A 21,023-nucleotide genomic window follows, 5' to 3' on the forward strand; every position below is an offset into this window, starting at 1 on the left:
GTTGTATCTGGTTCTGATACCCAAAATCCCGAATTTTTAGGTTTCGCTTATATCGGTATTCTAGTTCTATCCTTAGTCGGCTATCTATTTGTTCCAAGCATGACTGCAATGCTCGTAAACATCGGCGGTGTGGGTTCTATCATGGCTGGCTCGACCAGAGCAGTCAACCAAGCGGCTGGCACTGCATCACGAGGTTTAAATAATGCAGCTGATAAAATTGGAAGGGTGGCATCGAGTGCAACAAGCGGAGCTGCAAGGGGAGCAGCCCAGGGCGCAGCAGTAGGAGGTGCTGTTTTTTCCTCTGAAACCACGGCAGGTAGGGCAGTAGCTGCCACAATGGGAGCAATGGGTGGTGCAGCGGTTGGAGCTGTAAAAGGAATTAGTAAAGCTGGCAAGGAAAGCAAGACAACCAGAGTATAATCATGAAGTACTATAACAATAACCTAGTCTACGCATACAGAATTTGGCTAATGGCCTGCACTTTAATCGTGGCTATCGGAGCAATGACAACGCTCTATGTGGTAGTCTCCAACTATGAGTCCTATGAAGAAGATATGCAGCGAACCTATGTTTATTCTACAAATGGGGCTTCAATTGAAGTAAAACTAAAACCAAAAAAATAAAATGGAAAAGCTATTCGAGATAGACCATAAATTCAAACATCAAAGGTTACTGACTATAATTTCTTTGATAAGCTTCGCAATCATTAGCATCACCTCGATCATATTTACCAATAAGGTTACCAATGATTTCACAAAAAGAATCTACGTGGTAAATAAAAACAAGCAATTTGAGGCGATGGTATCTAACGTTAATGAAAACAGATCAGCAGAAATACGCTATCAGCTTGAACGTTTCCATGACCTGTTCTTTACTATCTCACCTGATCCAAAGGCCGTTGACTTAAACATGGAAAAAGCTTTCTATTTAGGTGATGAAAGTGTAAAGAGGCTCTATGATGATTTAATTGAAAGGAGCTTTTTTAGGAATATGATTCAGGGTAACGTTAACCAAACGGTTAAGATTGATACAATTCTTGTCAATACAGCAACTTACCCGTATACAGCAGAAACAATATTCCGAATATTTCAAAGCCGCGCTACTGGTAACACAACTAAACGAGGTACTTCAACATGCAAGCTCGAAGACGTGGTAAGAAGTACAAATAGTCCTAATGGATTAATTATTCGGGACTTTAAATTTTCTTCTGTGGATGCCAAAAACTCCTTAGAGAATGACAATTAAAAAGTTAATTCCGAAGGTTATTAATAATAACCTGTTAGTTGAGCATCGGGTTGCCAAACGATTGAACAAAATGAATAATAAAGTTTACGTCGTCGTTGCGATCACAGCCGCTTTAATTATTTACAACATTATCCTTTACTTGATATGAGCGATTTAAATAACCAAGATAGCAATCAACAAAATATTGACTTGGATTCTAAAAAGAAGAAACAAGGCCAAATGTTACTTATTATGGTCTGCGCGATTATTCTATTAGCAGGCGGTATCGTCTTTTTTACAAATTCCATCGGCAAAAGCGATGCCGCAGAAGGAGATACCGATCTGGAAAACATCATGCCTCTTGAAGCAAAGAATAAATCCAAAGATGAAAAAAGTAAATACGGCAGGGACTATAAAAGAAAGTTGGCTGATGAAAGCTACGATAGTGGAATATCTGATCTCACCGGCGAACCTGACCAGTATAAACGTAGATCAAACGAACATCTTACTGAAAAGGATTATGAGGAAGTACGTCAGGCTGGTAATGTTGGTACTCCTGTCAGGACACCAAAACGCAAGACAAACAGCAAAGAGCAAATGAATAAGGAAAATCAGCGCCGGATCGCAGCAGCACGCAGACAGATTGCTTACGATGCGAACCCTGATACTCCCTTATTCAAAAAGTCACCGGAAGAAATCAGAGAGGAAAAGCTAGCCGAACTTGAACGCCAGAATAATGCAGAAATGACAAAGGCCGTTCTAGCTGGCTTAGACAAAGCGTCAAATGCCCAAAATGGACAGCCAGGTATTACAGCGGCAAGTGATCCGATGGCTGGCATGCCACAAAAAAAGGCTTATCCTGGACAACCGAAGGTTGCAACAAACAGCCTGCAACCAGCTACCAACGAGAATACAATTGCCAAGGCAACAAGCACAGGGTTTTACAGCGAATCGCGATCATTAGAGGCTGAAACCATGAATCAATACAGTTATATACCCGCTGTCGTGCATGGCAATGGCGATGGTATCAAAGTTCAAAACGGTACAAGCGTAAAGCTGCGCTTACTCGCATCAACGTATATTAACATCGGTGGTACAAAAACAGTCCTGCCCAGAAACTCGCTTCTCAACGGTACTATCCGTATTTCCAAAGACAGGGTTAACATCGTGATTAGTTCGGTCCGGTTAAATAACAATGTCGTTCCGGTTAAAATGATTGCGTATGACATCGACGGCGTGCAGGGCTTATATATCCCGAACCTGATGGATAAGAACCTACTTGGCAGAGAATTGGCCGAAGCAGGTTCGCGCCCCTTGCAAGGCTCCGTATGGACGCAAGGTTCTATGAGAAACCAGATCGGGACACAGGTAGCCACAGATGTAGCCCGCACACTTGTACAAGGAGGCTCTCAATTCGCGCGCCGAAAAATGCAAATCGTACGTGTGACAATCAAGCCAAATTATAAAGTTCTTCTAACAGCCGGTGAACTTGAAAACACCGAGGATACCGAGTCAATTTTAAATTATTAACAGACTTCTAACCATGAAAAAGTACACTTTTATTCTTATCGCTTTCATTCTCCCGGTTCATTTGTTTGCTCAATTACAACCTGCTAACCCGGATAATGTAAGAACGGCTGAACAGCAAAATAGCTACATTCTGCCGATTGCTAAGATGTCCATTAAAGGGAGCCATCCAGTAGGAATCAATTCAACCAAGACGGTACATATTATTTTTCCGTCCGAAATTAAAGAAGTTGACGCAGGGATACCCGAAATTATTACCGAGATCACGCCATCATTCAACAATGTTCTCAAAGTTAAATCCATTACAGACGAAGAATTTAAGGAATCAAACCTTACCGTATTAACCGCAGGCGGCGATCTATATTCATTCATTGTAAACTACCAGCAAACCCCTGAAATCCTGAATATTAACGTTCAGAAAAATTATGAATCTGACAAGATCATTTCACGTTCGTTCAACGCTTCCACCTTTCATAAATCTGACTTTTTAATCCCTAACGTGAACTTATCGGAAAAGGAAATCAAAGAGAGGTTTAGCTATATATTGAACAGCAAAAAGTCTATCAAAAATATAGGAGTTAGAAACCATAATGTGTCCGCATTTTTGGATAACATTTATATGGATAACTCATTGGTTTATATGGCCGTTACAGTTAATAATTATTCAGGGGTTACCTATCCAATAGATTTTGTTAAAATATACTTGCGAGACGTTGAAGGAGCAAAACGCCAAGTAATACAGGAAGAAGAACTAAACATTATTTTGCTTGATAATATCGACACTTTGGAAGATAAAACAAGTAAAAGCTTTGTTGTTGCTATTCCTCGAATCACAATTTCCAGCGATAAGCAGTTAGATTTTGAATTATACGAGGCCAAAGGTGGTAGGCATCTACGCTTCCCCATCAACTCAAAAATTGTGTCAAAAGCAAAATCTTTCAAAAAATGAAGAACATACTATTGCTTTCTCTCTTAACCTTGTTCCTATCCGTTGCCAACGCACAGGTGCATATCAAGAACCAACATTACGTTCAAGTAAATGTCGGTGGCTATGATAAGCTTATTCACCCGGATTTAGACAATTTCTTTATACAAGCTGAATACGGCAAGTATGGAAAAAAATTAAATGCCAGAGGATTTGCATTCCTTTATGCGAAGAAGCTAAGTACAAACCACATCCCTGTCGAAAAATATCAGGTTTCTTTCAAGCAGGAAATAAATCTATTTTCCAGTGCTGATTTGCGGAGTACATTTAAGATACTGGGTAGTGTTGATCTTGGTTACGAATCGATTAATAGAGATCAGGAATATTCTGGATCAAACTATGTTAGTGCGAAATCCGCTTTTATCATGGGATTGGGCACCGGTGCGGAATATGAATTTTCTCCAATTGTTGTCGGAACCAGAGTAACCTATAATTTTCTATCCAATTATCAAAAATTCACTACTTATCCTTACATAGGTATTAAATTTCACTTAAAATGAAAAAGCTGATATATTTTCTGATGGGAATCTTTATGTTATCCTGCAATAAAGACGTTGCCCTAGATATAGACCCGCAGGAGGCAGCAACGCCAGATTATAATTTACTGTCAGAAGCACCTTTATATTTTAAGTTTGATAAAGGATCAAATAAATACAGTTCAGAGCCTACAATCTACCTTAGACCGTTTGAAAACGTAAGCAGATTAGATAACATTACTTTAAAATTAAATTCAAATAAGTTTGCGCGGTACATTATAAAAGGTGACACTCTTTATAATAACGACAAAATCAGTGTTAAATATTCAGATTTTACGAATTATATACTTATTTTCAAATATCAATCTGAAATTAAAGGGCAGCATGAAATTACCGTTGAAACAACAATCAGATCGGTAACCAAGGAGACCACATTAAACTTAACGACAACTGACTAAACCATGTTCTCAACAAAGTTTACAATTAAAGAATTGAAAGAATCAAAAACAATTGATTCTTCTGGCAAGACTTTACAAGTCCGTTATATTGTTGGGCTTGTAAAGGACAAGAAGGTGGCTTTCAAGCTTTGGAACGACCTAACAACTGATCCAAAACTAATATTGGATAAGGATATAGATGTTGAATTTAAAATCGAAAGCCGCGAACATAATAGTAACTTCTTCACAGATTTGACAATCACTAAAATCCTTTAACAATGAAGTCAATATTTGTCCTTTTCGCCCTGTTGTTTGCTGCCTGCTCAAAAGATTCACCGCAACCAGATTCTAATATTTCTGATGATACAAAGGCCGAAAGGGCGGCTACATCCTTGGATAATTTTGTTGGTGACTGGATTTATTACCTTGATAATGCACCATATAAAAAAATTGTTGTAGTAAAGGAGGGTGCAGCATACTCGTTTAAACACTATGTAATGCTTGCGGGTAGCTACGCCTTGGATAAGGATGTATACGAGGCTCAGGATTTGCTGGTTAGCAATTTTGTTCCCTGGGATAAGTCGCCAACCTTTTATCCTCTCGTTAATATCACTTCTTCTTACACATCCGGCAAGGCAGCAATTTCTTACAGAGTTATTTCAGGAAAAACCTACTTAGAGCTTGGAATTTCTAAGTACCAAAAGACAGGACTATGAAAGGGGCCAAGAACGACTTCTCAATGACTTTTTTTGTCATGGACAAGGATGTTCGCCCGAAACCTGTTGATAAGCAGGTTTTGTTTTTAAAGTATGTCCATGACACCGAAAAGGCCATACGATGGCTTAAATCACGGGAAATTTATTGGGACTATGCAAACATCTATAACCGACGTACCCGCGAGTTCAAAGAGCGAGTTTACAATAATTGAGAACCTGTTTTGATAGTAATATTTTCAATTATGGCACTTATTGACATTGTTTCACTCTTCATTTTTCTGACAGGTTTCTCATCTTTTATGTGGATACTTTATAGAGGATTTAAACGTGAGAATAGAAGATTTTTTTCTAAAATTGATTTTTACACTAGTGAATTGGCAAGTAATAAACACAGAATTATAGAAAATGCAAGACTTAACGGATTTGCTGTTGGACAAGTGATTTATATAAAATCCGTCGAAGGAATCAATATCTTTTACCATTTCAACTCTTATGAATTTCTTCCTGACTTTTTGCCAAATGAAGAAATTATGGAGGATATGAAAGAAGTTACACAAAAGTTTTTGCAATCAAAAAAGCCGCCCCACTCGTTTGAACAAGCGATTCAACTTATAAATGAATACTATGACTATTTTCCTGATAGCGAGGCACATTTATACAGTCAAGATGTTTTTTATAAAAAGCCTTACGTTTTACCTTATTAGAACTTAATTATGGATAATAACAACAAGTTTGATGCGCCACAGATTATCGGTAAAGATCGGAAAACATTCGGCCTAGATAAGCAGGAACAAAGTAAAATATCTTACATTGAGCTGCAAAAGGACGAAAATGATAGGTTTAAAAGGACTGATAATAAATTAGAAACAAGTCCAGCAGAACTTACGAAGGGAATAAAAGAGGGCACAGTTAAGATAATTATGCCGTCAAAGTCTTTCATGCAGGAAAGCTCACGGAAAGAGTTTGAAGATAATTTTAAGGCTCCGTCTATTATTGGAAAGGGAGATAGGACATTTGGTTTTGAGAAGCAAGATCAAAAAAAGCTGTCATACATTGAGTTAAGTAAAGATACCGGTACCTGGAAACGTACTGAGAATAAATTCGAAACAGAGATTTCTGATTTGGCGAAAGGCATTAAAGACGGCTCCATAAAAGTAGTCAGGCCGCACAAAGACTATCTTGCTGAAAAAAGTAAGCAAAATGAAGAAATTAAAGCAACAGAAGCAAAAAAGGAGAAAGAGAAGATTGAAATTAAACCAATTGTTGTCGAGCCGCTAAATGCCAGAGAAAGAAAGGAAGTTAAGGAAGCTTTTCAGGAAGGAAGGTTAGAAAATGAAAAACATGCGACGAATCTTTTTAAAAAATTCGATAAACAATTAGAATCTGTACCCGATAAAGTTCAAGGAAATAGCTTGACGAATCAGGATAAATTGAAACTACTGGTCGGCGATTACAGCGATCACCAAAATACAAAATTTACCGTCGAGAAAGATAAGACCGTGAGTATGGAAGGTAAAGAAAAAGGGCTTCTTACTAATGCAAACAGTCAGTTTTCGGAACGGCAGATTGAGAAACAGTCGGCAAAAGAGCAGCAAAAGGCAAATGCGCCGGCATTGTCAGTGTAAACGTAGAGTATGGTATTGCTGAAAGTGATCTGATGGATTTCAGGTCATTTTTTTTATGTTTTAATTTTTGGAAACCCAGCGGTCGGGCTATCCGCTATATCTTTTTTCTCCGCAAAAAGGATGCCGCTATTATCCCTGTTTCATCCGGCCCCACAGGCACTGCCCCGGCTCCCTGCAACACAAACCTAAATGTAAAAATAAGTCGCTCACAGAATCTATCAAGGTCGAGCGCTGCGCGTTTAAAAAAAATCTTCCTTCTTCCTGCGTCAGAAGTGTATTTTTTTTAAAACCTTGATAGTTTCTTACCGCTTCCTTATAATGACATTAAGATTTGGGTTTTGGGGAAAAAATTATTGCCTTTTTCTTTGATGATTGATCACTCTCGAATTACCGCTTACACCCAATCTTGTAGACAAACCATAGTCCGGGCAGGCCAAAACTTCCGGAGATCTAGCGATAAAGTGTAGACATTTCTTCTGACCTGGATTGCGGCCGGCGCGAGCTGCGCACCCAAAATTGTAGACATCCTTACGCGCGTTTGCGGCTTATGTCGCTTCGCGCACATCTTAAAAATTGTCTTCTACTGGTTGCTTTCGCCAGAAAAAAAAAGTCTAAACAATACCCGTAAATGCTTGTTTTGTATTTAGAAAACGGGTATTTTTATATAAGAAAATTAACCGGTGCTCATACGTCAATGAGCTGTTTTTATGGAAAATTACCAATCTCAAATTTCCGGCCTGCTATTGTCAGATTTGTTTGATCTGTGCTACCGCGCCCATTCCTTTATTTCTTTCGATCCTGAAAGACGCGCTGTTTCCTACGTGCGTGATTATTCCCAAATGCTGGCCGATGATCTGGCAGAACTTGGCGATAGCACCGGAAACTACAAGGAAAAATTTATACAGAAATTTACCGCGTGGATGTCTGCAAAATCAAATTGTATGAGCAGCATGATTACTGGACCATCAAATTTCCCCGTTAAAAAAGCTCAAAAAGCCAATAACATTGAGCACGCTAGATACGAGGAATTTATGCACTGGCGAGATAAGTATTTTAACGCTGTTAACAGAAAACCCCGTTTACCCTTTTCGACAGACCTTGAAGAAGCAGAACGCAAATTAGTAGAGCTGGAAGCCTATCAGGAGACAGTAAAAGACCTTGGCAAACTTATCCGCAAACTAAAAACCGATGATGAAGCGGTTATTGTGAAAGAAGCCCTAGCACAAGGTTTTTCGGCTGATTTGCTTAAACGGCTTGATCACTACGGCGGCAAATGGCGAGTTCCTTCTTTTATACTGATCAACAATAATGCCCGCATTAAAGATACAAAACAAAAAATTGCTGATCTGGAACGACGCATTACCACTCAGGAGAATTGGGAGGATATACAATTTAACGGCGGCTATATTACCGCCAGCGACGACCGTCTAAAAATTTTCCATGAGGCAAAGCCAGAGCAAGAAATTAGAGATTACCTTAAAAAAAGAGGGTTTCGCTGGTCGCCTCATTGGGGGTGCTGGTGCCGCAGATTGACACCTAACGCGCTGGCAGACATACGCGGCTTTATTGTTCCTAGATTGAACCAATAGCATCACACTTCATAGCAGCAAGTTTAAACCCACCAGCCGGGAAATTCCGGTTTCCCGCTGGTGCCTTTATCAATCGGTACCCATACGTTAATGGGCAATCAAAATGACCAAATTCGAAACCTTCATTGCGTCTATGCAGAAGAACTACCCATCTGCAAAGAAAATCGTTAATTACGGCTACACCTTTCTAATTGACGAAACTGCGCTGATTTTTATCGCCTATCAGGGGCGATCAACAAAAGCAGTTATAAGGCGCCATTTTAAGAGCCTGGACGAGCTTAACAAATGCTATCACTCACTTGTAAACAAGGCGATGGAAACAAACAAGATTAACAGCGACAGGGACAAGCGGCAGCAGGAGAAAAATGCGCGGGAAATTCAGCCGGGAGCAATATTCTACACTTCATGGGGATACGATCAAACTAACATCGAGTTTTTCCAGATTATAGACGTGAAGGGCGCAAAGGTTTTAGTTCGGGAGATTAATCAAGACAAGCAGTATGACGACAGCGACAGAGGCAAGACGTCAGGCATCAAAGACGATTTCAAAGGAGAAACATTTTCTTTACGTATAGGCAAGTACGGTATGAAATTAAACCAGCGCCGCCACCTTTCCAAGTGGGACGGTAAGCCGCTTTACTGGTCTTCATATGCATGAATCGGGCGGCTTTGCCGCCATCATTCGCTGATTCGTAGACAGCTTCCGCGCAGCTCCCGCCCTGATCAGTCACCGGTACTACTTCCATGCTTTGCGAAATGTAGACAATTTATCGTTAGCTAAATTTAAAATTTTGGATTTACACTTCAAATTGTAGGCGTTTCATTTGTCCAGGATCTTCACCAGCTCTTCGGCTTCATTCAATTTTGTAGACAGCTTTCACGCGTTTGCGGCTTATGTCGCTTCGCGCATATCTTAAATTTTTCTTCTACGGGTCGCGTTTTTATTGAATATATAATTATATAAATATATATTTTATGCCTGTTTTTTATTGTGTTGTATTTAAATTATGGGTATATTTACATAACAAAAACAATCGGTGCTCATACGTTAATGAGCTGTATATATGAAGATTAACAAGTATATCAATCAAGACAGTTTTTTCAAGTATGTAGAGACAGGCAAACAAGTTTTGTTTGTTTCTTTCATTCTGCTAACGGTTTGGGGGTTAATGTTGGCTTTTGGTAGTTAATTCCTGAAAGATATTGCAATGTGTTTAATTTTCGGGTACATTTATAGAGGCAATAAACGCTAACAGGAGAAAGAAATGCCTACGTTATTTATAATTTTTGGTCTGCGGTTTTACTTCTATTCCAACGAACATCTACCGATTCATGTTCACGTAAAAAATTCGGACGGAGAAGCACGGTTTGAGGTTGATCCGGTAAAACTGATCAGTAATAAAGGGATCAAGAAAAAGGATATTAGCCTAGCGGAGTCCCTGATTGAAGAAAACAAGGAAATCATAATTGCCAAATGGCACGAATATCATGGAGATTGAAGTAAAAAAAGTTTGGTTTCAGAACGATAAAATTCACATCGAAACGGTTGAAGGCGAACAACGCAGCCATCCCGTAGAATGGTTTCCGAGGCTTGCAAAAGCTAGTGAGCACGAGCGGCAAAATTTTGAATTATCGCCCTTCGGTATTCATTGGCCGGAACTTGATGAAGATTTAAGCTTTGAAGGTTTCTTTAGATATTCTAAGGAGGCAGTTTAAAGTATTATAAATGGCTGCAAGCTTGGGGATATTCGAAATTGTTTGTGAAATTCCTTTTTTTTATTGCTTTGGATTTAAAAAAACGGGTATTATTAAGTTGTTAACAATCGGTGTTCATACGTTAATGATCTGACTATATGGAGTTTACAAAATTCAGTACCGGCCCCCTAAAAAGGGGGTATAATAAACCTATCATGGATAACGAAGTATTCGAAAAGGAAATAGTGGAAAGGATCAGACTCCTAAGGAAACAGGCCGGTATTAGCGAGGAACAGATGGGAGAGATTATCGGATATAATGCAAAAGTTGTGTCGGCTATTGAAACGGGTAATCGGCCAATAGGATTAAAAACGCTGATAAAATGGGCTGACGCTGTGGGCAAAGAATTAATCATTGACTTTGTATGAGCTTAACCATTAAGAGCTTTTTGGAAGAAATTGAAGAGATTAATGATTTAATGTACCCCATGTTCGAAAGAAGTAAGGTTGCAAAGCTAATTGGTGTAAAGTGGGATACGCTAGTTCGAAGGATGGCAAATAAGGCCATTTCACCTGCCGACATGGCAATTATCGTCGATTTTTACGCCCAACAAATTGGTAAAGAAAAAGCGGATAGAATGAAGTACATTCTTACTGGCAAATACGAGCTGATAGAGCGTTTGGCAACTGAACGGCTGAAAAATATGGGTATTGCACTTACTGAGTTAAGCAAGTACAGCAACATCAACTACAACATCATAATGAACGTCATAAATGGGCGCGAACTATGGGGAATAGCTAACCTTCAAAAGATTAGTGATTATTTGGAATATTTGAGCACGTTAAAATTTTTAGAAGATGAAAGAAATATTGCTTAGAAATCTAAATTCAGAAAGTAAGGCAGATATCGTAGAAATTGTTGAAGAATATTTGAGCAGAAATTACGTAGAGACAACTAACGGATCTACCGCTGTGGAGCAGCTAATACGGGAATTTCGCCGCAATGAAGGTAGGACAAAATCGGAGATTGAAAGGCTACAAGATCAGGTTAAAGAAATGCGAGGGCAGATCAGAAGCCTAACAGATCAAAATCAGGTATATACAGCCAAGCACAAGGCATTTGTAAATTCATTCAACGATTTGATAAATCACCCGTCAGCCTAAATTTATAAATTACAAAAAGGAACCAGCTCACTCGGTAGAAATCCGCTTTTACCTAAATCATTTTTTTCTAACCAGCATAGCATATGAAAAACGATCAACACTTTCAGGAATTGAAGAAAGACAGCAAGAGCCAGACAAAACGTGTATTTCAAGTTTCTATCTATGCCTTTGGTTTAGTGTTCATCTTACTTGCGTTAAGCATTTTCAATATTTTACCTTATCCCGTTCTAATTGGCAAAATTGTTCAGCTTGCCGTGGCTCTTAACCTTCTGTTTCTTACTATCGTAATTTACCAGTGGAGCAGTAAAGGTTTATATGGACGCTCACTAGTGCCGGTAGTGTTGTTAATCGCCGGATGGCTGGCGGTTGCCGTTGCAGTAAAGTTAATGCAAAATGGCTCGATCCTATTGTAGACAATTTGACGCGCAGCCAGGCGCAGAGCTCCCGAGATCCCGCGCGAAAAAACGTAGAAACTTATTTCACAGCTCGCGCCCGGACCACCAGCCATCCACGCAATATCCACCTGCTTTGTGTAGACATTCTTACAACACACAAAAACCTGTAACTATGAAAAAGCTACTTCTTACACCCTTTCTGGTGTTCTTCGCTACAATCGCTTTTGCTCAAAATTGTCTGGTTAACGCCGACATTATTTATATGCATACGAACGCAGTTTCAGACCGCGTGATCCTGACCAAAATTAACAAATCAGTTTGTTGTTTCAGGATGGAGCCTGGTGATATTGTCGAACTGACAAATCAAGGCGTTCCCGAAAGGATTGTCAATAGAATGATTTATGTGATGCAAAGGAGAAATGTTCAACCGGTTTATTATACCCCGGTAGTTTATACACGCCCACGGGTTCAAATACGGTACAGAGCGCCGCGGATTGGCATTATGGGAAACTTTTAGACTATGGCACGACAAATCACACATGAAGATCAGTTTCAGGCATTTAAAGCCATCAAGGAGCATCATTTAGGCTTATTTGAGCTAAGTAAAAAAGACCTGTTTACTTGCGATACGATATGCAATATTTATGCGGCTGACAAGATCGCTACTGACGAACTGTATCAAAATTTCATTCATATTGTTGAATTGCGAAATACAGAAATTGACCAGCAAATCAACCACACAGCGGCAAAAAGCACTATGACTTATAAAGTATATCTAAACCATTATTATTTCAACAAGGGTAGTAACCTAGTTGTTGAAGTTGAACTTCCAATCATACCGCGAGTTGGGGAATATATTGATCCTTGGGCACTTTTAAGTAAGGAGGAAGAAGAGTCAATATTAAAACAGATTGATGGCGGTGCATATATGCAGCATACATACGTAAGGGAAATCAGGCATGAGTTTGAAAAAATTCAACACATTCATTTGTACCTTGATAATACTACGTTGAAAGAAAGAGCGCATTGAATACTATGAGCAGCTATCAAAAGTAGCACAAAGGTGCTGTTTCACAGCATTCTGAATTTAGGATTGCTCATACTTGTAGCGAAGAAATTGCAAATCTTTAACAGCAGCATGTTTAAACGAAAGCTTCGCTTTCGCATCAAGAAAAGACAACCGTTGCTCGATTTGTTCAGGAGTTTGCCCGGTTTTTTTTAAAAACTGTTCGCTATCATCGGATGAAAGCATGTGCTCCAACCATGACACAATTTCGTCCATTTCTTGTAAAACGAGAGCCTTATATATTATTTTGTGTCGCAGCCTGGCCTGTTTAAAAGCTAGTTTTGAGTCGGGAGCCCAAAAAGTGCCGCCCATTCCCCATTGTTTAGCCGGATCTTTAATCTTAGCCGTACGCGTCCGTAATACATAGTCGACGTCTTGCTCTAATGTTTTCTCTTCCAGGTCAGCGCCTAGGATATTTGGGTTGTCAAACAAATAACCGTCCCCATTCAGAACTACAGAGTACGGTAATAATCCCGCTTTAACCAATGATGCGTATTTATCAACTGGCAACGTATTCTCTGTTGCCAAGACCATTTTTACAGAAGCCCCTCCTTCAAACCTTGACAACTTTTCGACAAGTCTATCAATGGTTTGTTTGTCGCTAAAAGCTGCAACCGGATCTTCAGCATCTGGCTCAACACCGGGCAATAGCAAGTAAACTACTTCATGTTCGGTACTCATATTAATCAAATCAAGCGTTAACTTATCGTATACAACTGCGGACTTGGTTCTCCCAAACTCTCACGGTAAGGTCATACTGCAGGGGTCATCTTGGGTTCACCGGCTACTTTAAACACCCTTCTCACAAATGTAAAAAGGGTGTCTGTAAACACACTACATAATTGCTTAGCAATTTATTCTTTTCGGGACAGCGCCTTCCTGGTATAAGTTAAGAACAGTTTCAAGCGCAAAAGCGAATGTTTATTCTGAGGCTTTGATAATCTGTTCTTTGACAAAGGCGATAAACTTGGACCTTGATTTTAAAATGTCGGGCGCTTTCAGGTCTGATATGCTAAATGAGCCAATTTTGTCTGGCTGGTCTAATAGATAAAATTCAAAGTGATATATCACCTCTTTACCGCGTTCAATAGCTTCCATTCGATAGTATTTAAGGTAAGCGCCTTGATCCTCAAATATGTGCTTCTGAAATGGGCTGGGAAGATTGTCGCTAGGTCCAAATTTTTCATACCATGCCCTGGTTAACTCTTCAATCTTGTCTTCCGGTAGATCAGGAAGTTGATCTATGTAGAATTGTTTTAATTCTTTTATCTGGCTTGCTCTGAATAAGCTCATGTGAATTCTTAGTTCCGTTTAAGTTGAAACCTCTTTGCAGTGTGGTTAGGATATCTGACTCAGCTTGCTAAACTCAATTACCGGATAAAAAAAATCATCATTCATCAGCGACGATAACCCTAAGATCTGATCCCCTTGAAACGCGACTTTTACCAGGTGGCCTTCCGCATCTCTGGTTTTATCCACAGAACAGACCTGAAAGCACCTTTCAATGAAATGGCCTACCAAATTTACCCCTGAGTTGGGAATTGATGAGAATAGGTCCCGGCCGCCAAAAACAACGTAATGGTCATGCAGTTTCAACTCTATGCTAGCAGACAAGGCATCCAGGTCTATTAGCTGGATTTGAAAATCGATAATTTCCCCAATCCCAATATGAATTTTGTCGTTCATCAACATAGTTTTGCTCCAAACTAATAAAAACTTGCATCATCTTGTTACTTTCAGAATTCGAAAATCAAATTGACCATGCCAGAAGTACCAGAACTTAACATTGTGGGCCTAACACTGCAAAAGCATTTCAAAGGCGAAAAGTTTAAAAGGATTGAAGTGCTTTGGAAAAAACGTGTCAAGGCCAGTGAAGAAGAATTTAATGAGGCACTTAAAGGGGCAACCTTAAAGTCGGTCACAAGAAATGGCAAGGAGCTCCATTTAAGATTCGATAACGACGCTATTCTAGGTATCCACATGATGCTGACAGGCAAAATGGTTTTGTTGCCAACTGATCAAAATCTCAAAAATCCTATTTTTGAATTGACCTTTGAGAACGGCGCTGGCATTGTTGTGTTAGATGGCCTGGGCCAGGCAAAGCCTATTTTAAACCCAGAGATACCCCCCGTACCTGATATTATGGGAGACGATTTCACAGAGCAGTACCTGGCAAAGGTCCTTGCAAAGACAGGCAGCAAAATAAAAGAGGTTATCCAAAAACAAGAGTGGATAAGAGGAATTGGCAGCGCATATGCTGACGAAATTTTGTGGGCGGCGAAGATATCCCCTTATTCGGTCGCCAAAAATATCCCCGCTGACAAGGTCAAGGACCTTTACAAGGCTATTAGAAATGTGACAATCGACGCAACTGCCGAGTTGGAGAAGTTGAAAACGTCAGATGATGTTTTTGAAATGGAGAACAAAGATCACCGCTTTGTCCATAACCCTAAAAAGACGCATTCACCAGAAGGGGAGGAGATCATTGTTGGGAAGCTGGGAAGTGGAAAGACTTATTATACTGCAAGTCAAACTTTATATTAACATTTACTATGCCAGAAGTGCCGGAATTATTAACACTAAGACATAATCTGCTGAAACGTTTCAAAGGCCAAAAACTGACTGACTTTAATATAACCTGGGAGCGGAAGCTTAAAATACCCAAGCAAAAAATTATTTCCGCTGTGGAAGGAACCAAGCTAACATCCATTGAACGAGTGGGCAAAACCTTAGAGCTTCACTTTGACAACAAGGAAACTATTGGCCTTCATTTAATGCAAAGTGGCAGGCCATATCTGATTCCAGCAGATAGTGAGATCAAATGGAAGATTTGGCACATGATGTTTGAAAAGGGCCTGGGTTTTGGGATACAGGACCCGTCTGGGCAAACCCAATTGCACCTGAACCCTGTTACCCCAAACGTGCCTGATGTCTTGACCGATAGCCTAACGTTTGACTATTTGAAATCCATCTTTCAAAAAAACAAACACGTACTTCTGAAACCTTTATTGACCAATCCAAAATATATTCGTGGGCTTGGTAACGCGTATATCGATGAAATCCTGTGGGAGGTGAAAATTGCGCCTACATCAGTTGCCTGCTTAATTCCTGATCAAAAGATACATGATATACTTGCAGCTATTAACTTAGTGCTAATCAGTGCGGAAAAGGAAATCCGAAAAGTTACTGGCCCTGATGCTTTGATGATCGAAAAACGGGATTTTATGAAAGTTCACAATCACAAGCTTGATAAGGATCCTGATGGAAATGAAATAATTAAAGGTATTGTTGGTAAAGCAAAGACATACTGGACTGAAAACCAGGTAGTTTATGAGCTAATATCCAAATAACTCAATATTATATGGATTGTCTAAGATGTTGTGTGGCGTATTGGATCTTATTATAGTTGCATTATCGGTATAAGACACTGTATTTGTGGCAGCTTGCGTTACGAATCTGAATATATCTGATTCAAATTTTTTTATAAAAGTATTGTAGTACGTTGGGTTGAAAAAGGTATTTTCTCCTTGCATAATTAACATTGAGATATCGGAACGAAAGTTATTTCTTGCTCTAATTTGAGATCCCAACCTCCCATATATAGACTTGTCTTCTCGAAAGTAACTTAATAAGAAGTATGTATTCTTTTCAGCGGGAATAAGTGTTGCAAAAATATTCTCCATCCTTTCATCTGAATGCGTAAGGGGGTTGCCCTCGAAATCAAACTCTAAGTTAAAGGTATTGCTAGACGCAAGGGGATAATTAGATGGAAATTCAAATACTTCGGTTTCGATCACAGAAAACTCACCCGAGATGATTGCTTTATCAAAAATTTCTTTATTATTCACCAAGTCCTTTTCCCATTGTGATATGGTATTTTGAGATGTCTCCCTTTTTTTATGATATCCTAAGGTAAACGCTCTATAAGCAAATAAGAAATTCTGTTCCTCAGATTGTATATAGGGTTTTAGTTCAACAGGTTCAAAAATAGCGTCATGTTTATTACAAAAACCTAGAAAGACTGAGGCATGGTTCTTGTGAATTGTCTTACCATTCTGAGGTAAAAAATCTGTTACAAGGCCGTTGTCTGAAATCTTGTTTAATATACCGTTATTTTGAATTGAGTGAGCCCTTGTTATTTTAACATTTCCTAAGCTATCAAGATCACATGTTAAACTACTGGCGAGGGGATGCCAGCACATTCTGTTTTTATCTTCTGCTCGCTTTTTGAGCTCTTTTAATATTACGTTAGCGTCTTCTTTGGTTATACTTCCTAAATTAAATTTATCAAAAATATTATAATCATTCTTTGTTCTTTTGCTGATATGAGGTAATAATTTAAATGTGTCTATAAATTCTTGATACATATCAGGGTGAAGGCCTCCTTTTCTGAAGTCCTTCATAATTCCAAATATTTCGTGATTTGCAGAAGGATCTTCTACTATGTCTCTTACCTGTATTACCATCATTTAAACTAACCAGACGGTGATTTTTAACTATAATGCTTCGTGACGTGATTACTCATTGATATCGTGGTTCCCTTTTTCCAGTTTCTCAAAATCCAGGCCGGGAAAGAAGAACTCGTCGCTGTCCAGAGAAGCAATCGCCACTACCTTACCGTTACTTACAAGCACTTTGATCGTCATGCCCTCCATTTCACGAGTGCTTTTTACACCTAGCGTCTGAAAGCAGCGCAGCACAAAATGTCCGAAAAAATCTGAACCTTCATTCGGAATAGAAAAGAACATACTCGGCCCGCCAAATTCATAGTAATCTTCACCCACTCGCACCTCAATTGAAGCAGACAGCGCACTTCCCGAGCTCATTATGGCAGATTTAAGATCACCAATCGCATGAATTTCAAAATCAACTATTTCGGCTACTACTGGAACTATTGGATCATCCATAATATATAATCTAAATATTTCATATCCCGTTAAACTGCCCAATATAGCAGTCAATAAAATTCAATTGGGACCGCCCAATGTAGCGATAATTATCTGACAGGGGCTCATTTCTTTAAATACTCCCTGACAGCTTTGGCGGATGTCCCCGCCTTTTGTACTGCCTGCTCTAATTCTGCTCTTGAAACATCCAGCGCTTTTGTCCAGTAGGCCAGTTCATAGTCTTCGTTAATGTTGATCTTGCTGCTGTCAGCAGGTCCTTTTTTACTTTTGTCGTCAGCCATGGTTGAGAATTTATTGATTATTAATCAGGATTGTAAAAAAGCCGTACCCGAACGGTTGGCACATACTTTGATGGATAACTTTTCTGGATCTCAAACTCTTACCTATCGCGTGTTATGAGCCTTACCAAATACAATGAAAAGCGGTCTTCAAGTAAAACGCCTGAGCCGTTTGGAGGAAAGCCTGATAAAAAAGTTCTTCGGTTCGTCGTACAAAAGCATGCAGCTTCACATCTACACTATGATTTTCGTCTGGAAATGGATGGTGTGCTTAAAAGCTGGGCGGTCCCAAAAGGGCCATCACTGGATCCGGAGGTAAAGCGGCTTGCCATGATGGTTGAAGATCACCCTTATGATTACCGCACTTTTGAAGGGATTATCCCCAAAGGGGAGTATGGTGGCGGGACGGTAATGGTCTGGGACCAGGGCACCGTCGAGCCTTGGGAAGAGCCTGTAAAAGACAAAAAGGAAAACGAAAAGAAACTGCTGCACCAGCTGTACTCGGGCAAGATTAAATTTGTGCTTAATGGACAGAAACTCAATGGCAGCTTTGCTTTGGTCAAAGCGCATGGTAGGGGAGAGAATGCATGGCTGCTAATGAAAATGGAAGACGAATATGCCTCAAAGGACGATGTAGCACTGCAAGATAAATCTGTCGTTTCTGGTCTGGATTTAGAGCAAATCGCAGCAAGTAGCAATAACGTATATGGCAGCGATAAAAAAGCAGGCAAAAAGACGGCCTCAAAAAAGTCAGTTAAAGAAACACTTGAAAAGCAAGTTGATCCCGATGATAAGCAGGTGCCAGAGCCGGCCGCGGATGTCGCAGCCATTTTAGCAAAAGCCCCGAAAGGTAAATTTGATAATACCATAAAACCTATGCTGGCCACGCTGGTGGACGCGCCTTTCGACGACGAAGGATGGCAATATGAAGTTAAATGGGATGGCTACCGCGCGCTGGCCTTCATGAATGGGGCAGAAGCAGAGCTGAAATCCCGTAATAATAAATCCTTTGATGATAAATTTTATCCGGTGCTTGCCGCTGTCAAGAGATGGGGACTGAATGCGATCGTTGACGGTGAGATCGTAGTTGTCAATGAGAATGGCATAAGTAATTTCAACAATCTGCAAAACTGGCGAAGCGAAGCGGACGGGCAGCTGCTTTTCTACGTTTTTGACGTGCTTTGGCTGGACGGCAAAAACCTGATGGGATTGACCCAGCAGGAGCGAAGCGCTGTGCTTCTTTCGCTAATACCAGAAGACGATATTATCCGCACCGGTTTCAGTGTCCAGGCGACAGGAACAGATTTTTTCAATGTTGCCAAAGACATGGGACTGGAAGGGATCATTGCCAAAAGGTCGGATAGTACTTATGTGCCTGGTGACCGTTCAAAGAACTGGCTTAAAATTAAAGTCCAAAAAAGACAGGAGGTCATCATAGCTGGCTACACCAAAAACGACGGTTCGCCCAAATCATTTAGTGCATTGCTGCTGGGCGCTTACCGCAATGGTCGCCTGGAATATGTAGGCAAAGTTGGGACCGGCTTCAACGATAAGCAGCAACGGGAGATGATTGCGCAATTTAAGCCTCTCATTATTGAAGATGCACCATTTGACGCCACGCCCGATTATAATAAACCATCCCGGTTCCGTCGTAACCCACCACATGCAAGTGCAACATGGCTTAAACCGGAATTGGTATGTGAGATTAATTTTACGGAAATCACCGAAGATGGCGTGTTCCGCCACCCATCGTTCCTGGCACTTAGAGAAGACAAGAATGCAAGGGAAGTTGTCATTGAGACCGCATCAGATACTGAGAAAATAATCGAGAAAACTTCTGGCCCGACGATCAAGGAAGTAATTAAGCCACCACAACCCAGCGCAGTTAAAACGCTTCTGAACCCCAAAGAGAAGACGCAATGCAAAAAGCTCAATGGGCAGGAGCTTAAATTTACAAACCTTGACAAGATCTACTGGCCGGACGAAAAGATAACCAAGCGCCAGATGCTCAATTACTATTATCAGGTTGCACCATACATCTTGCCATACTTAAAAGACAGGCCGGAATCACTTAACCGGCATCCAGGCGGCATTAAAGGCCCAAGCTTTTACCAAAAGGATGTCACTGGCAAAGTGCCCAGTTGGATGACCACCTATCTTTATCATAGCAATGATGAGCCCGAAGACAAGAACTATTTGATTGCAAACGATGAAGCGACACTGTTATACATGGCTAATCTGGGTGCGATTGAAATCAATCCGTGGAGCTCAACGACTGATAACCCTGATAACCCTACATGGTGCGTGATTGATTTAGATCCTGCTGACAAAACGACGTTTGACCAGGTGATCCAGGCTGCGCAGGTCACAAAAAGCGTACTAGACGAGCTGGGCGCGCCATCGTACCCTAAAACAAGTGGGTCGACCGGGATCCATATTTATATCCCTTTCGCAGGCCAGTATACCTATGAGCAGTCTAAGGAATTTGCAAGGGTTGTTGTAACGCTCGTGCACCGTCAGATACCAGAATTCACGAGCCTGGAAAGGGCGGTTAAGGCCAGGAATGGGAAAATGTACCTGGACTTTTTGCAAAACCGTCCCGGAGCAACGCTGGCCGCACCATACTCGGTACGTCCCAAACCGGGTGCAACCGTGTCGATGCCGCTGCACTGGGACGAAGTAAAGCCAGGGCTTAAAATGTCTGATTTCACGATTTTTAACGCAATGGAGCGGCTGCAAAGCCAGGGGGACCTTTTCAGCCCTGTGCTGGGAGAAGGAATTGATTTGCGTAAGATCGTTGGGGAAGACTGAAAACTTTGAATGGCCTAAGAAAAGTGAAGATAGCCACATATAATATAAACGGGATTAATGGGCGCTTGGCGGTACTGCTCAGGTGGCTGGCCGAAGCGCAGCCTGACATTGTTTGTTTGCAGGAGCTGA

Annotated in this window: 29 protein-coding genes and 1 pseudogene; 24 read left to right on the forward strand and 6 right to left on the reverse strand. The window is 40.4% G+C overall.

The window, feature by feature from the left end; translation table 11 throughout:
• The 20 genes and pseudogenes from G395_RS30605 to G395_RS0126265 all read left to right on the forward strand — a co-directional run.
• Positions 1-420 (forward strand): annotated as a pseudogene (locus G395_RS30605) (hypothetical protein); the annotation flags it as partial.
• A gap of 204 nt (positions 421-624) precedes the next feature.
• The gene (locus G395_RS0126160; RefSeq protein WP_026632725.1) at positions 625-1,245 is read left to right on the forward strand and encodes a hypothetical protein; all 621 of its coding nucleotides are present in this window, start codon (positions 625-627) and stop codon (positions 1,243-1,245) included.
• Between the two features lie 144 nt (positions 1,246-1,389).
• Positions 1,390-2,754, forward strand: a complete 1,365-nt coding sequence (traM, locus tag G395_RS0126170) for a conjugative transposon protein TraM (protein WP_026632726.1) — start codon at positions 1,390-1,392, stop codon at positions 2,752-2,754.
• Between the two features lie 13 nt (positions 2,755-2,767).
• On the forward strand, positions 2,768-3,700 hold the full coding sequence (gene traN, locus G395_RS0126175; protein ID WP_026632727.1) for a conjugative transposon protein TraN: 933 nt from the start codon (positions 2,768-2,770) through the stop codon (positions 3,698-3,700).
• Positions 3,697-4,236: a conjugal transfer protein TraO gene (locus G395_RS0126180; protein WP_026632728.1), complete on the forward strand. Its 540-nt coding sequence runs from the start codon at positions 3,697-3,699 to the stop codon at positions 4,234-4,236. The genes traN and G395_RS0126180 overlap by 4 nt, the downstream gene beginning before the upstream one ends.
• Positions 4,233-4,670: a hypothetical protein gene (locus tag G395_RS0126185; protein WP_026632729.1), complete on the forward strand. Its 438-nt coding sequence runs from the start codon at positions 4,233-4,235 to the stop codon at positions 4,668-4,670. Before G395_RS0126180 ends, G395_RS0126185 begins: the two co-directional genes overlap by 4 nt.
• A gap of 3 nt (positions 4,671-4,673) precedes the next feature.
• Positions 4,674-4,925, forward strand: a complete 252-nt coding sequence (locus tag G395_RS0126190; protein WP_026632730.1) for a DUF3127 domain-containing protein — start codon at positions 4,674-4,676, stop codon at positions 4,923-4,925.
• A 2-nt stretch (positions 4,926-4,927) separates the two neighbouring features.
• Positions 4,928-5,365, forward strand: a complete 438-nt coding sequence (locus G395_RS0126195) for a DUF6705 family protein (protein WP_026632731.1) — start codon at positions 4,928-4,930, stop codon at positions 5,363-5,365.
• A gap of 242 nt (positions 5,366-5,607) precedes the next feature.
• The gene (locus G395_RS0126205; RefSeq protein ID WP_026632733.1) at positions 5,608-6,069 is read left to right on the forward strand and encodes a hypothetical protein; all 462 of its coding nucleotides are present in this window, start codon (positions 5,608-5,610) and stop codon (positions 6,067-6,069) included.
• A gap of 9 nt (positions 6,070-6,078) precedes the next feature.
• On the forward strand, positions 6,079-6,990 hold the full coding sequence (locus G395_RS0126210; protein ID WP_026632734.1) for a hypothetical protein: 912 nt from the start codon (positions 6,079-6,081) through the stop codon (positions 6,988-6,990).
• 707 nt (positions 6,991-7,697) lie between these two features.
• On the forward strand, positions 7,698-8,579 hold the full coding sequence (locus G395_RS0126220; RefSeq protein WP_026632736.1) for a hypothetical protein: 882 nt from the start codon (positions 7,698-7,700) through the stop codon (positions 8,577-8,579).
• 103 nt (positions 8,580-8,682) lie between these two features.
• Positions 8,683-9,237 (forward strand): hypothetical protein, encoded by a 555-nt coding sequence (locus G395_RS31420; protein WP_051350428.1) that lies wholly within the window; start codon positions 8,683-8,685, stop codon positions 9,235-9,237.
• A 607-nt stretch (positions 9,238-9,844) separates the two neighbouring features.
• Positions 9,845-10,078: a DUF4160 domain-containing protein gene (locus G395_RS0126230; protein ID WP_026632738.1), complete on the forward strand. Its 234-nt coding sequence runs from the start codon at positions 9,845-9,847 to the stop codon at positions 10,076-10,078.
• A complete protein-coding gene (locus G395_RS0126235; RefSeq protein WP_026632739.1) occupies positions 10,068-10,295 on the forward strand; it encodes a DUF2442 domain-containing protein in 228 nt (75 codons plus the stop codon). Before G395_RS0126230 ends, G395_RS0126235 begins: the two co-directional genes overlap by 11 nt.
• Positions 10,296-10,489: 194 nt before the next feature.
• Positions 10,490-10,702, forward strand: a complete 213-nt coding sequence (locus tag G395_RS0126240) for a helix-turn-helix domain-containing protein (RefSeq protein WP_211237809.1) — start codon at positions 10,490-10,492, stop codon at positions 10,700-10,702.
• Complete coding sequence (locus tag G395_RS0126245) at positions 10,699-11,151, forward strand: hypothetical protein (RefSeq protein WP_026632741.1); 453 nt, start codon at positions 10,699-10,701, stop codon at positions 11,149-11,151. Before G395_RS0126240 ends, G395_RS0126245 begins: the two co-directional genes overlap by 4 nt.
• Positions 11,132-11,437 carry a hypothetical protein gene (locus tag G395_RS0126250; RefSeq protein ID WP_026632742.1) on the forward strand — a complete coding sequence of 102 codons (306 nt, stop codon included), beginning with the start codon at positions 11,132-11,134 and terminating at the stop codon, positions 11,435-11,437. Before G395_RS0126245 ends, G395_RS0126250 begins: the two co-directional genes overlap by 20 nt.
• A gap of 83 nt (positions 11,438-11,520) precedes the next feature.
• Entirely contained in the window at positions 11,521-11,850 is a 330-nt protein-coding gene (locus G395_RS0126255; protein WP_026632743.1) for a hypothetical protein, read from the forward strand.
• Positions 11,851-12,004: 154 nt separating this feature from the next.
• Complete coding sequence (locus G395_RS0126260) at positions 12,005-12,349, forward strand: hypothetical protein (protein ID WP_026632744.1); 345 nt, start codon at positions 12,005-12,007, stop codon at positions 12,347-12,349.
• A 3-nt stretch (positions 12,350-12,352) separates the two neighbouring features.
• Positions 12,353-12,862 carry a hypothetical protein gene (locus G395_RS0126265; RefSeq protein ID WP_026632745.1) on the forward strand — a complete coding sequence of 170 codons (510 nt, stop codon included), beginning with the start codon at positions 12,353-12,355 and terminating at the stop codon, positions 12,860-12,862.
• A 57-nt stretch (positions 12,863-12,919) separates the two neighbouring features.
• Here the strand turns inward: G395_RS0126265 and G395_RS0126270 are convergent, their stop codons facing one another.
• From G395_RS0126270 to G395_RS0126280, 3 genes are all read right to left on the reverse strand, one after another.
• Positions 12,920-13,579: a hypothetical protein gene (locus G395_RS0126270; RefSeq protein ID WP_026632746.1), complete on the reverse strand. Its 660-nt coding sequence runs from the start codon at positions 13,577-13,579 to the stop codon at positions 12,920-12,922.
• A 240-nt stretch (positions 13,580-13,819) separates the two neighbouring features.
• Positions 13,820-14,191, reverse strand: coding sequence for a hypothetical protein (locus G395_RS0126275; RefSeq protein WP_026632747.1), 372 nt, complete (start codon positions 14,189-14,191; stop codon positions 13,820-13,822).
• Positions 14,192-14,236: 45 nt separating this feature from the next.
• On the reverse strand, positions 14,237-14,584 hold the full coding sequence (locus tag G395_RS0126280) for a hypothetical protein (RefSeq protein ID WP_157486836.1): 348 nt from the start codon (positions 14,582-14,584) through the stop codon (positions 14,237-14,239).
• A gap of 75 nt (positions 14,585-14,659) precedes the next feature.
• Between G395_RS0126280 and G395_RS0126285 the strand changes: the two genes are divergently transcribed.
• Both G395_RS0126285 and G395_RS0126290 read left to right on the forward strand, forming a co-directional pair.
• The gene (locus tag G395_RS0126285) at positions 14,660-15,442 is read left to right on the forward strand and encodes a DNA-formamidopyrimidine glycosylase family protein (protein WP_026632749.1); all 783 of its coding nucleotides are present in this window, start codon (positions 14,660-14,662) and stop codon (positions 15,440-15,442) included.
• 8 nt (positions 15,443-15,450) lie between these two features.
• The gene (locus G395_RS0126290) at positions 15,451-16,248 is read left to right on the forward strand and encodes a DNA-formamidopyrimidine glycosylase family protein (RefSeq protein WP_026632750.1); all 798 of its coding nucleotides are present in this window, start codon (positions 15,451-15,453) and stop codon (positions 16,246-16,248) included.
• Here the strand turns inward: G395_RS0126290 and G395_RS31425 are convergent.
• The 3 genes from G395_RS31425 to G395_RS31880 all read right to left on the reverse strand — a co-directional run bounded on the left by G395_RS31425 (position 16,234) and on the right by G395_RS31880 (position 18,086).
• A complete protein-coding gene (locus G395_RS31425) occupies positions 16,234-17,367 on the reverse strand; it encodes a hypothetical protein (RefSeq protein WP_026632751.1) in 1,134 nt (377 codons plus the stop codon). The genes G395_RS0126290 and G395_RS31425 overlap by 15 nt on opposite strands.
• Positions 17,368-17,415: 48 nt before the next feature.
• On the reverse strand, positions 17,416-17,805 hold the full coding sequence (locus G395_RS0126300; protein ID WP_026632752.1) for a hypothetical protein: 390 nt from the start codon (positions 17,803-17,805) through the stop codon (positions 17,416-17,418).
• 104 nt (positions 17,806-17,909) lie between these two features.
• Complete coding sequence (locus tag G395_RS31880) at positions 17,910-18,086, reverse strand: DUF3606 domain-containing protein (protein WP_084439896.1); 177 nt, start codon at positions 18,084-18,086, stop codon at positions 17,910-17,912.
• 114 nt (positions 18,087-18,200) lie between these two features.
• On the opposite strand from G395_RS31880, the gene ligD reads away from it, so the two are divergent.
• Together ligD and G395_RS32290 are read left to right on the forward strand one after the other, a co-directional pair.
• Positions 18,201-20,894 (forward strand): DNA ligase D, encoded by a 2,694-nt coding sequence (gene ligD / locus G395_RS0126315; protein WP_026632753.1) that lies wholly within the window; start codon positions 18,201-18,203, stop codon positions 20,892-20,894.
• A 23-nt stretch (positions 20,895-20,917) separates the two neighbouring features.
• On the forward strand, positions 20,918-21,023 hold a 106-nt coding region (locus tag G395_RS32290; protein WP_211237810.1), incomplete at its 3' end, for an endonuclease/exonuclease/phosphatase family protein.

This window comes from Dyadobacter alkalitolerans DSM 23607 (assembly GCF_000428845.1).
GTDB classification, from domain to species: domain Bacteria; phylum Bacteroidota; class Bacteroidia; order Cytophagales; family Spirosomataceae; genus Dyadobacter; species Dyadobacter alkalitolerans.

Coding starts and splice junctions, on each gene's coding strand:
- G395_RS0126160 (WP_026632725.1), top strand. CDS start 625: ATGGAAAAGCTATTCGAGATAGACCATAAATTCAAACATCAAAGGTTA.
- traM (WP_026632726.1), top strand. CDS start 1,390: ATGAGCGATTTAAATAACCAAGATAGCAATCAACAAAATATTGACTTG.
- traN (WP_026632727.1), top strand. CDS start 2,768: ATGAAAAAGTACACTTTTATTCTTATCGCTTTCATTCTCCCGGTTCAT.
- G395_RS0126180 (WP_026632728.1), top strand. CDS start 3,697: ATGAAGAACATACTATTGCTTTCTCTCTTAACCTTGTTCCTATCCGTT.
- G395_RS0126185 (WP_026632729.1), top strand. CDS start 4,233: ATGAAAAAGCTGATATATTTTCTGATGGGAATCTTTATGTTATCCTGC.
- G395_RS0126190 (WP_026632730.1), top strand. CDS start 4,674: ATGTTCTCAACAAAGTTTACAATTAAAGAATTGAAAGAATCAAAAACA.
- G395_RS0126195 (WP_026632731.1), top strand. CDS start 4,928: ATGAAGTCAATATTTGTCCTTTTCGCCCTGTTGTTTGCTGCCTGCTCA.
- G395_RS0126205 (WP_026632733.1), top strand. CDS start 5,608: ATGGCACTTATTGACATTGTTTCACTCTTCATTTTTCTGACAGGTTTC.
- G395_RS0126210 (WP_026632734.1), top strand. CDS start 6,079: ATGGATAATAACAACAAGTTTGATGCGCCACAGATTATCGGTAAAGAT.
- G395_RS0126220 (WP_026632736.1), top strand. CDS start 7,698: ATGGAAAATTACCAATCTCAAATTTCCGGCCTGCTATTGTCAGATTTG.
- G395_RS31420 (WP_051350428.1), top strand. CDS start 8,683: ATGACCAAATTCGAAACCTTCATTGCGTCTATGCAGAAGAACTACCCA.
- G395_RS0126230 (WP_026632738.1), top strand. CDS start 9,845: ATGCCTACGTTATTTATAATTTTTGGTCTGCGGTTTTACTTCTATTCC.
- G395_RS0126235 (WP_026632739.1), top strand. CDS start 10,068: ATGGAGATTGAAGTAAAAAAAGTTTGGTTTCAGAACGATAAAATTCAC.
- G395_RS0126240 (WP_211237809.1), top strand. CDS start 10,490: ATGGATAACGAAGTATTCGAAAAGGAAATAGTGGAAAGGATCAGACTC.
- G395_RS0126245 (WP_026632741.1), top strand. CDS start 10,699: ATGAGCTTAACCATTAAGAGCTTTTTGGAAGAAATTGAAGAGATTAAT.
- G395_RS0126250 (WP_026632742.1), top strand. CDS start 11,132: ATGAAAGAAATATTGCTTAGAAATCTAAATTCAGAAAGTAAGGCAGAT.
- G395_RS0126255 (WP_026632743.1), top strand. CDS start 11,521: ATGAAAAACGATCAACACTTTCAGGAATTGAAGAAAGACAGCAAGAGC.
- G395_RS0126260 (WP_026632744.1), top strand. CDS start 12,005: ATGAAAAAGCTACTTCTTACACCCTTTCTGGTGTTCTTCGCTACAATC.
- G395_RS0126265 (WP_026632745.1), top strand. CDS start 12,353: ATGGCACGACAAATCACACATGAAGATCAGTTTCAGGCATTTAAAGCC.
- G395_RS0126270 (WP_026632746.1), bottom strand. CDS start 13,579: ATGAGTACCGAACATGAAGTAGTTTACTTGCTATTGCCCGGTGTTGAG.
- G395_RS0126275 (WP_026632747.1), bottom strand. CDS start 14,191: ATGAGCTTATTCAGAGCAAGCCAGATAAAAGAATTAAAACAATTCTAC.
- G395_RS0126280 (WP_157486836.1), bottom strand. CDS start 14,584: ATGAACGACAAAATTCATATTGGGATTGGGGAAATTATCGATTTTCAA.
- G395_RS0126285 (WP_026632749.1), top strand. CDS start 14,660: ATGCCAGAAGTACCAGAACTTAACATTGTGGGCCTAACACTGCAAAAG.
- G395_RS0126290 (WP_026632750.1), top strand. CDS start 15,451: ATGCCAGAAGTGCCGGAATTATTAACACTAAGACATAATCTGCTGAAA.
- G395_RS31425 (WP_026632751.1), bottom strand. CDS start 17,367: ATGATGGTAATACAGGTAAGAGACATAGTAGAAGATCCTTCTGCAAAT.
- G395_RS0126300 (WP_026632752.1), bottom strand. CDS start 17,805: ATGGATGATCCAATAGTTCCAGTAGTAGCCGAAATAGTTGATTTTGAA.
- G395_RS31880 (WP_084439896.1), bottom strand. CDS start 18,086: ATGGCTGACGACAAAAGTAAAAAAGGACCTGCTGACAGCAGCAAGATC.
- ligD (WP_026632753.1), top strand. CDS start 18,201: ATGAGCCTTACCAAATACAATGAAAAGCGGTCTTCAAGTAAAACGCCT.